We start from the raw sequence: 7743 nt of genomic DNA on the forward strand, positions 1-7743 counted from the left end.
CCCGTCAGGCTGGCCCGTGGTGGAGCTCAGAGCACTTCCATGAGGAGTCTGTCCGGAAAAGCAAAGCTTCCGGCTCGGGTGCCATCGGTGATCGAATGCTGCTGGCGGAAGCCGTGGATTCGGGAATGACCCCGAAGGAAATCGCGTTAGATGACCAGCTTCGACTTCTTCTCACACCAGGAAACCGGTCTTTTGTTGAGACGATTTGGGCGGCTCAGAAGGCAAAACGCTGGAGTTCAGAGCAACGAAAAGTCGAAGTCACCTACATCTGGGGGCCGACTGGCGTGGGGAAAACTCGCTCTGTGAGAGAGGCCGTACCCCCCGAGAAGCTTTACGCTGCAACGCTTTCGACGAGAGATCCCTTCGGCAAATATTCGTTTGAGCCTGTGCTTTTGCTTGATGAATTTCGTGGTGACTTTCCAATCTCTCAGCTTCTTCAGCTTCTAGACCGGTATCCGGTCCAGCTTGATCGCCGCTACGAAAACTCCTGGGCGGCTTGGACGAAGGTTTATATTTGCTCGAATTGGCGCCTCGAAGACCTATACCGCGACTGTCCGGCGGCTGACCGTGCTGCTCTTAAAAGAAGAATCTCGCGAGTCATTCATATGGAGGGAAAAAGATGATTACCTTACCTGATGGAAGAATTTATTTCGATTACACAGACTTCGAAGCTGAAGTCGGCTCCGGGCTGGCAGCTCGGACTTGGGCGCTGACCGAGCGAGCAACGGATCGATGGATAGACACAAAATCTGGAACCGGAGGGAAGCTGGCCTCTCCGATGGAAATTCAGGCTGACCCTCACCGAGTCGTTTTTGATGCAGATTTTCTTGATGAAATGGTGCGGATTGCAAGGGAGGTACAACGAGGATGAATAAGTCTGATTTTCACCAGTCCTCTGATTCGGGAACTCCTTTTCCGCAGAATAGGGCCGGTTCTTCCCCGCTTTGGTGGTTTGCTGAAGCGAGCTACGCCCCGGATAAGGTCTTGGCTCTCTATAACCAGATGTTTCAACCTTACTTTCCTGTTGCCTCGCTGGATTCTCCTAGAGCAATCCTTTCGGAGGAAGACGCGTGGGCTTTTTGGGATGAACTTATTATGCGGCATCTGGCTAAGCCCACGCATCGCTTTGAGGAGCCTTCCAAGAGTCAGCCATCTCAGGATGATAAGTGGGTGACTTTCAGGTGGTAGATCCACGACCCTCCAGGAATATGGGCCTCCTACACCCCCTTCTATGAGTGTTTTTCCTCTTAGCTCTTATCGTGGAGATAATCCATGACTTTCCGAAAGCAAATCCTTGCCCTGGGCGTTTCTGAGAATGGCTTAGTAGCGCAGTTTCTAGGGCTAACTCTGGGAGGGAGAGAGAGAACGAACCTTGCCCCTTGCGTCCTGATGATAGGATGAGGGGGCAAGATGATTTTGTGATCTCTCCGGTCGGTCGGTCGGTCACTCATCAAGGCTGAAGTCATTGGCTCGGCGAAGGCGGCATACCCTTAAGAGGCTTTGTCCGGGTGTCAATCCATTAACGTGTCGGCCGTCCCGCTTATGCCACGTTTGCTCTTAAGGTCTGTTGTTTCCCCGCGGCTCTAACCCGCTAAAGCCGGGTTTTGGCCGGTCTCCCTCTCGACGCTTTTCAGGTCTTCGCCGGGCGCGATATCGGACGCTACCCGCCTGCACAGATTTATGCTAGGCTTCAACTGCAGCTATTTTATGACGTGCCCCAGTTTAACGACTGGGGCTTTTTTTTTCCACTCCAACGGAGTATTTCTCACACTGCCCATTGTCTCCTCCCGGGTAAAAGCGCACATCGTCGCTGTGCGTTTGACAGCTCAAAATTTTGGGTATCGTGAATCCACCCTTTTGCAACAAGGCGCAAAGCCCGCTGCTTTTGCGGGCGCTTGCACCGAAGGTGCGCGGCGTTGGGGAGTTTGAGGGGGACTGGCGCGCCCGGCCACCCCCTCAAAAAGCAGGAGCATACAGTATGCATCTTTTAAGGACGATGGATTGAAAACCGCAGAATGAAGCCCTTTCTCGCGTTTTGTTAGATACCTATTGAAAACGGTCCGTAAGACCGTAAGACCGCAGAACACAAGGAAAGGAAGCCCACGATGGCAATCGCGATTCACACATCAGCAACATCTACACCTATCGAAGTCATTCCCCTCGCCGACATCGATGGAGATTCACTTAAGCCGGCTACAGCCTTTGGTTCAGAAGAGCCAAAGCTGGTGGATGGCCGACCAGTCTTCTCTCTACCTAGCATTGTTGTCCGGATGGGAGGCGAGGTGCTGAAGACCGCTTCAGTGAAGGTCTTCACCAAGCCAGGGAAACTGACCGCTCTTCAGCCGGTAGCTCTGACCGGGAGCCTCACCATTACCCCTTGGACGACCAGGGACTCCGGAACCGTCCGGCTTTCGATTGTCGCCGACGGCATCGCTTCACCAAAGGGTGACCGATGAGCTGGCTTATCACGGTGCTTTTAGCTGCTGCTTCGCTGGCTGTGCTCTACCCGCCCTTCTCCTCCTCCTTGCGGTGATTGATCACCCTCGGACTGAGGAGGGTTGGCGTAGGGAGCTGGCCAGCACCGGCGGCTTCGAGCATCGAGTTCTTTTAGAAGCTTACCGCATCTGCCACTACAAGAAAGGAAAATCCGATGTCAAAAAAGACACTCAAGAAGCACACCGAACCATGGCCGGGAATTCGCGTCTATATGCCGAAAACAGCACATCAGCTCGTCCGGCTGGTCGCCGCCCAGGAAGGCATTTCGCGCAGCAAGGTAATGATGACGATTATTACGAATTTTTTCGCCGGAGTGAAACCGGCATACATCGTTCAGAAGTTTCAGACTCTCACGGCCGCCCCGGTTCTGCAGACTCCACCACGCCATCCCGGCCCGCCGACCAGCAAGACAAGGATCGGCCAGCAGGCCCCGAAAGCTCAGGCCCAGCCGGTGAGCCTATCCAGACTGGCAGCGGAGGACGAAGCGGAGGAACCGGAGCCGGGTCTGAGCCAGCCGCCTTCTGGGAAAAGCTGGTAGAAAACGGGAAAAGGCTTGGCGTTTGAAAAGGGCTGGCTCAAAGGCCCCTACGGCCCGGCCGGGCCGCTGACTCCAGCTGAAAAACGGTCCGGGCCGCAGGGCTCCGCAAGGCCTTCGAGCTGGACGGAAAAGGCAGGCGGGCCGGCCCCAGAGCGGAGCGTCAGGCGGAGCGGCGGGGCCGGTCTGCAAGCCTTCGACGGGAGGCGCGGAAAAGGCCGGACGGGCCAACGGCCCGGTCCGACTCAGCATGGGGCAAAGGCCCGTAAGGGCCGACGGGGACACTGGGACAGCGCCATTTCCCCAGTGCGGGGCGAAGCCCCGAACGTCGCGCCAGCGACAGTGTTACTGGGGAAATGGCAAAAATGGCAAATCACAGGCTCTCAGCCCTACTCGCAGTAGGCCTCAGGGCGTTTGCCAAAATCGTTTGCCAAAAAGCGAAATGGCAAATGCTTTTGGGGGAGTTTTAGGAGAAGGGAAATGGGGAAGCGACGCTTTTCACCGAATTTGAAGACGGTTAATGAATTGGTCAGAAGTTGGTTTCTAACCATTAACGCGCATGAGAAAGGTGGCGTGCCAGGCATTTCGGCAACTCAGATTGAGGATGCTTTCCGGGAAATCGATCCGGATGCGGACTGGGTTTTCCAGCTTGAGCGGGGCTCTGAAGGTGGCGCCCAAGGTTATTTGCATTTTCAGGCGACGCTCTTGCTTTCACGCGGTAGGCCTCGTAGAAGGAAAGACGTTGTCCGGGTCTTGAAATCCCATGGTATCCCCGATGCTCATCTCGAAAAGGTTCGTCGCGTTGGTGCGGCGGCAATGTACTGCTCTAAGTCCGAGACCCGTCAGGCTGGCCCGTGGTGGAGCTCAGAGCACTTCCATGAGGAGTCTGTCCGGAAAAGCAAAGCTTCCGGCTCGGGTGCCATCGGTGATCGAATGCTGCTGGCGGAAGCCGTGGATTCGGGAATGACCCCGAAGGAAATCGCGTTAGATGACCAGCTTCGACTTCTTCTCACACCAGGAAACCGGTCTTTTGTTGAGACGATTTGGGCGGCTCAGAAGGCAAAACGCTGGAGTTCAGAGCAACGAAAAGTCGAAGTCACCTACATCTGGGGGCCGACTGGCGTGGGGAAAACTCGCTCTGTGAGAGAGGCCGTACCCCCCGAGAAGCTTTACGCTGCAACGCTTTCGACGAGAGATCCCTTCGGCAAATATTCGTTTGAGCCTGTGCTTTTGCTTGATGAATTTCGTGGTGACTTTCCAATCTCTCAGCTTCTTCAGCTTCTAGACCGGTATCCGGTCCAGCTTGATCGCCGCTACGAAAACTCCTGGGCGGCTTGGACGAAGGTTTATATTTGCTCGAATTGGCGCCTCGAAGACCTATACCGCGACTGTCCGGCGGCTGACCGTGCTGCTCTTAAAAGAAGAATCTCGCGAGTCATTCATATGGAGGGAAAAAGATGATTACCTTACCTGATGGAAGAATTTATTTCGATTACACAGACTTCGAAGCTGAAGTCGGCTCCGGGCTGGCAGCTCGGACTTGGGCGCTGACCGAGCGAGCAACGGATCGATGGATAGACACAAAATCTGGAACCGGAGGGAAGCTGGCCTCTCCGATGGAAATTCAGGCTGACCCTCACCGAGTCGTTTTTGATGCAGATTTTCTTGATGAAATGGTGCGGATTGCAAGGGAGGTACAACGAGGATGAATAAGTCTGATTTTCACCAGTCCTCTGATTCGGGAACTCCTTTTCCGCAGAATAGGGCCGGTTCTTCCCCGCTTTGGTGGTTTGCTGAAGCGAGCTACGCCCCGGATAAGGTCTTGGCTCTCTATAACCAGATGTTTCAACCTTACTTTCCTGTTGCCTCGCTGGATTCTCCTAGAGCAATCCTTTCGGAGGAAGACGCGTGGGCTTTTTGGGATGAACTTATTATGCGGCATCTGGCTAAGCCCACGCATCGCTTTGAGGAGCCTTCCAAGAGTCAGCCATCTCAGGATGATAAGTGGGTGACTTTCAGGTGGTAGATCCACGACCCTCCAGGAATATGGGCCTCCTACACCCCCTTCTATGAGTGTTTTTCCTCTTAGCTCTTATCGTGGAGATAATCCATGACTTTCCGAAAGCAAATCCTTGCCCTGGGCGTTTCTGAGAATGGCTTAGTAGCGCAGTTTCTAGGGCTAACTCTGGGAGGGAGAGAGAGAACGAACCTTGCCCCTTGCGTCCTGATGATAGGATGAGGGGGCAAGATGATTTTGTGATCTCTCCGGTCGGTCGGTCGGTCACTCATCAAGGCTGAAGTCATTGGCTCGGCGAAGGCGGCATACCCTTAAGAGGCTTTGTCCGGGTGTCAATCCATTAACGTGTCGGCCGTCCCGCTTATGCCACGTTTGCTCTTAAGGTCTGTTGTTTCCCCGCGGCTCTAACCCGCTAAAGCCGGGTTTTGGCCGGTCTCCCTCTCGACGCTTTTCAGGTCTTCGCCGGGCGCGATATCGGACGCTACCCGCCTGCACAGATTTATGCTAGGCTTCAACTGCAGCTATTTTATGACGTGCCCCAGTTTAACGACTGGGGCTTTTTTTTTCCACTCCAACGGAGTATTTCTCACACTGCCCATTGTCTCCTCCCGGGTAAAAGCGCACATCGTCGCTGTGCGTTTGACAGCTCAAAATTTTGGGTATCGTGAATCCACCCTTTTGCAACAAGGCGCAAAGCCCGCTGCTTTTGCGGGCGCTTGCACCGAAGGTGCGCGGCGTTGGGGAGTTTGAGGGGGACTGGCGCGCCCGGCCACCCCCTCAAAAAGCAGGAGCATACAGTATGCATCTTTTAAGGACGATGGAGGTCTTGAAAACCGCAGAATGAAGCCCTTTCTCGCGTTTTGTTAGATACCTATTGAAAACGGTCCGTAAGACCGTAAGACCGCAGAACACAAGGAAAGGAAGCCCACGATGGCAATCGCGATTCACACATCAGCAACATCTACACCTATCGAAGTCATTCCCCTCGCCGACATCGATGGAGATTCACTTAAGCCGGCTACAGCCTTTGGTTCAGAAGAGCCAAAGCTGGTGGATGGCCGACCAGTCTTCTCTCTACCTAGCATTGTTGTCCGGATGGGAGGCGAGGTGCTGAAGACCGCTTCAGTGAAGGTCTTCACCAAGCCAGGGAAACTGACCGCTCTTCAGCCGGTAGCTCTGACCGGGAGCCTCACCATTACCCCTTGGACGACCAGGGACTCCGGAACCGTCCGGCTTTCGATTGTCGCCGACGGCATCGCTTCACCAAAGGGTGACCGATGAGCTGGCTTATCACGGTGCTTTTAGCTGCTGCTTCGCTGGCTGTGCTTCTACCCGCCCTTCTCCTCCTCCTTGCGGTGATTGATCACCCTCGGACTGAGGAGGGTTGGCGTAGGGAGCTGGCCAGCACCGGCGGCTTCGAGCATCGAGTTCTTTTAGAAGCTTACCGCATCTGCCACTACAAGAAAGGAAAATCCGATGTCAAAAAAGACACTCAAGAAGCACACCGAACCATGGCCGGGAATTCGCGTCTATATGCCGAAAACAGCACATCAGCTCGTCCGGCTGGTCGCCGCCCAGGAAGGCATTTCGCGCAGCAAGGTAATGATGACGATTATTACGAATTTTTTCGCCGGAGTGAAACCGGCATACATCGTTCAGAAGTTTCAGACTCTCACGGCCGCCCCGGTTCTGCAGACTCCACCACGCCATCCCGGCCCGCCGACCAGCAAGACAAGGATCGGCCAGCAGGCCCCGAAAGCTCAGGCCCAGCCGGTGAGCCTATCCAGACTGGCAGCGGAGGACGAAGCGGAGGAACCGGAGCCGGGTCTGAGCCAGCCGCCTTCTGGGAAAAGCTGGTAGAAAACGGGAAAAGGCTTGGCGTTTGAAAAGGGCTGGCTCAAAGGCCCCTACGGCCCGGCCGGGCCGCTGACTCCAGCTGAAAAACGGTCCGGGCCGCAGGGCTCCGCAAGGCCTTCGAGCTGGACGGAAAAGGCAGGCGGGCCGGCCCCAGAGCGGAGCGTCAGGCGGAGCGGCGGGGCCGGTCTGCAAGCCTTCGACGGGAGGCGCGGAAAAGGCCGGACGGGCCAACGGCCCGGTCCGACTCAGCATGGGGCAAAGGCCCGTAAGGGCCGACGGGGACACTGGGACAGCGCCATTTCCCCAGTGCGGGGCGAAGCCCCGAACGTCGCGCCAGCGACAGTGTTACTGGGGAAATGGCAAAAATGGCAAATCACAGGCTCTCAGCCCTACTCGCAGTAGGCCTCAGGGCGTTTGCCAAAATCGTTTGCCAAAAAGCGAAATGGCAAATGCTTTTGGGGGAGTTTTAGGAGAAGGGAAATGGGGAAGCGACGCTTTTCACCGAATTTGAAGACGGTTAATGAATTGGTCAGAAGTTGGTTTCTAACCATTAACGCGCATGAGAAAGGTGGCGTGCCAGGCATTTCGGCAACTCAGATTGAGGATGCTTTCCGGGAAATCGATCCGGATGCGGACTGGGTTTTCCAGCTTGAGCGGGGCTCTGAAGGTGGCGCCCAAGGTTATTTGCATTTTCAGGCGACGCTCTTGCTTTCACGCGGTAGGCCTCGTAGAAGGAAAGACGTTGTCCGGGTCTTGAAATCCCATGGTATCCCCGATGCTCATCTCGAAAAGGTTCGTCGCGTTGGTGCGGCGGCAATGTACTGCTCTAAGTCCGAGA

General features: G+C 55.3%; 11 protein-coding genes. All 11 read left to right on the forward strand.

Annotated features, from left to right (window positions below; genetic code table 11):
* The coding region (locus tag ACUIAG_RS09140; RefSeq protein WP_445340424.1) for a hypothetical protein at positions 1-623 on the forward strand (623 nt) is incomplete at its 5' end.
* Positions 620-871 carry a hypothetical protein gene (locus tag ACUIAG_RS09145; RefSeq protein ID WP_445340425.1) on the forward strand — a complete coding sequence of 84 codons (252 nt, stop codon included), beginning with the start codon at positions 620-622 and terminating at the stop codon, positions 869-871. The genes ACUIAG_RS09140 and ACUIAG_RS09145, both read left to right, overlap by 4 nt.
* Positions 868-1188 carry a hypothetical protein gene (locus ACUIAG_RS09150; RefSeq protein WP_445340426.1) on the forward strand — a complete coding sequence of 107 codons (321 nt, stop codon included), beginning with the start codon at positions 868-870 and terminating at the stop codon, positions 1186-1188. Before ACUIAG_RS09145 ends, ACUIAG_RS09150 begins: the two co-directional genes overlap by 4 nt.
* 917 nt (positions 1189-2105) lie before the next feature.
* A complete protein-coding gene (locus tag ACUIAG_RS09155) occupies positions 2106-2456 on the forward strand; it encodes a hypothetical protein (protein WP_445340427.1) in 351 nt (116 codons plus the stop codon).
* 194 nt (positions 2457-2650) lie between these two features.
* Entirely contained in the window at positions 2651-3034 is a 384-nt protein-coding gene (locus ACUIAG_RS09160) for a hypothetical protein (RefSeq protein WP_445340428.1), read from the forward strand.
* A gap of 477 nt (positions 3035-3511) precedes the next feature.
* Positions 3512-4492 (forward strand): hypothetical protein, encoded by a 981-nt coding sequence (locus ACUIAG_RS09165; protein WP_445340429.1) that lies wholly within the window; start codon positions 3512-3514, stop codon positions 4490-4492.
* Positions 4489-4740 carry a hypothetical protein gene (locus ACUIAG_RS09170; protein WP_445340425.1) on the forward strand — a complete coding sequence of 84 codons (252 nt, stop codon included), beginning with the start codon at positions 4489-4491 and terminating at the stop codon, positions 4738-4740. Before ACUIAG_RS09165 ends, ACUIAG_RS09170 begins: the two co-directional genes overlap by 4 nt.
* The gene (locus ACUIAG_RS09175) at positions 4737-5057 is read left to right on the forward strand and encodes a hypothetical protein (protein ID WP_445340426.1); all 321 of its coding nucleotides are present in this window, start codon (positions 4737-4739) and stop codon (positions 5055-5057) included. The genes ACUIAG_RS09170 and ACUIAG_RS09175 overlap by 4 nt, the downstream gene beginning before the upstream one ends.
* A gap of 921 nt (positions 5058-5978) precedes the next feature.
* Positions 5979-6329: a hypothetical protein gene (locus ACUIAG_RS09180; RefSeq protein WP_445340427.1), complete on the forward strand. Its 351-nt coding sequence runs from the start codon at positions 5979-5981 to the stop codon at positions 6327-6329.
* 195 nt (positions 6330-6524) lie between these two features.
* Positions 6525-6908, forward strand: coding sequence for a hypothetical protein (locus tag ACUIAG_RS09185; RefSeq protein WP_445340428.1), 384 nt, complete (start codon positions 6525-6527; stop codon positions 6906-6908).
* 477 nt (positions 6909-7385) lie between these two features.
* Positions 7386-7743 (forward strand): hypothetical protein (locus tag ACUIAG_RS09190; RefSeq protein ID WP_445340430.1); only part of this gene is annotated, 358 nt, incomplete at its 3' end.

It is taken from the genome of Bifidobacterium sp. ESL0825, from assembly GCF_052606465.1.

Excerpts from the sequence above, each read along its gene's own strand:
- ACUIAG_RS09145 (WP_445340425.1), top strand. The coding sequence starts at position 620 with ATGATTACCTTACCTGATGGAAGAATTTATTTCGATTACACAGACTTC.
- ACUIAG_RS09150 (WP_445340426.1), top strand. The coding sequence starts at position 868 with ATGAATAAGTCTGATTTTCACCAGTCCTCTGATTCGGGAACTCCTTTT.
- ACUIAG_RS09155 (WP_445340427.1), top strand. The coding sequence starts at position 2,106 with ATGGCAATCGCGATTCACACATCAGCAACATCTACACCTATCGAAGTC.
- ACUIAG_RS09160 (WP_445340428.1), top strand. The coding sequence starts at position 2,651 with ATGTCAAAAAAGACACTCAAGAAGCACACCGAACCATGGCCGGGAATT.
- ACUIAG_RS09165 (WP_445340429.1), top strand. The coding sequence starts at position 3,512 with ATGGGGAAGCGACGCTTTTCACCGAATTTGAAGACGGTTAATGAATTG.
- ACUIAG_RS09170 (WP_445340425.1), top strand. The coding sequence starts at position 4,489 with ATGATTACCTTACCTGATGGAAGAATTTATTTCGATTACACAGACTTC.
- ACUIAG_RS09175 (WP_445340426.1), top strand. The coding sequence starts at position 4,737 with ATGAATAAGTCTGATTTTCACCAGTCCTCTGATTCGGGAACTCCTTTT.
- ACUIAG_RS09180 (WP_445340427.1), top strand. The coding sequence starts at position 5,979 with ATGGCAATCGCGATTCACACATCAGCAACATCTACACCTATCGAAGTC.
- ACUIAG_RS09185 (WP_445340428.1), top strand. The coding sequence starts at position 6,525 with ATGTCAAAAAAGACACTCAAGAAGCACACCGAACCATGGCCGGGAATT.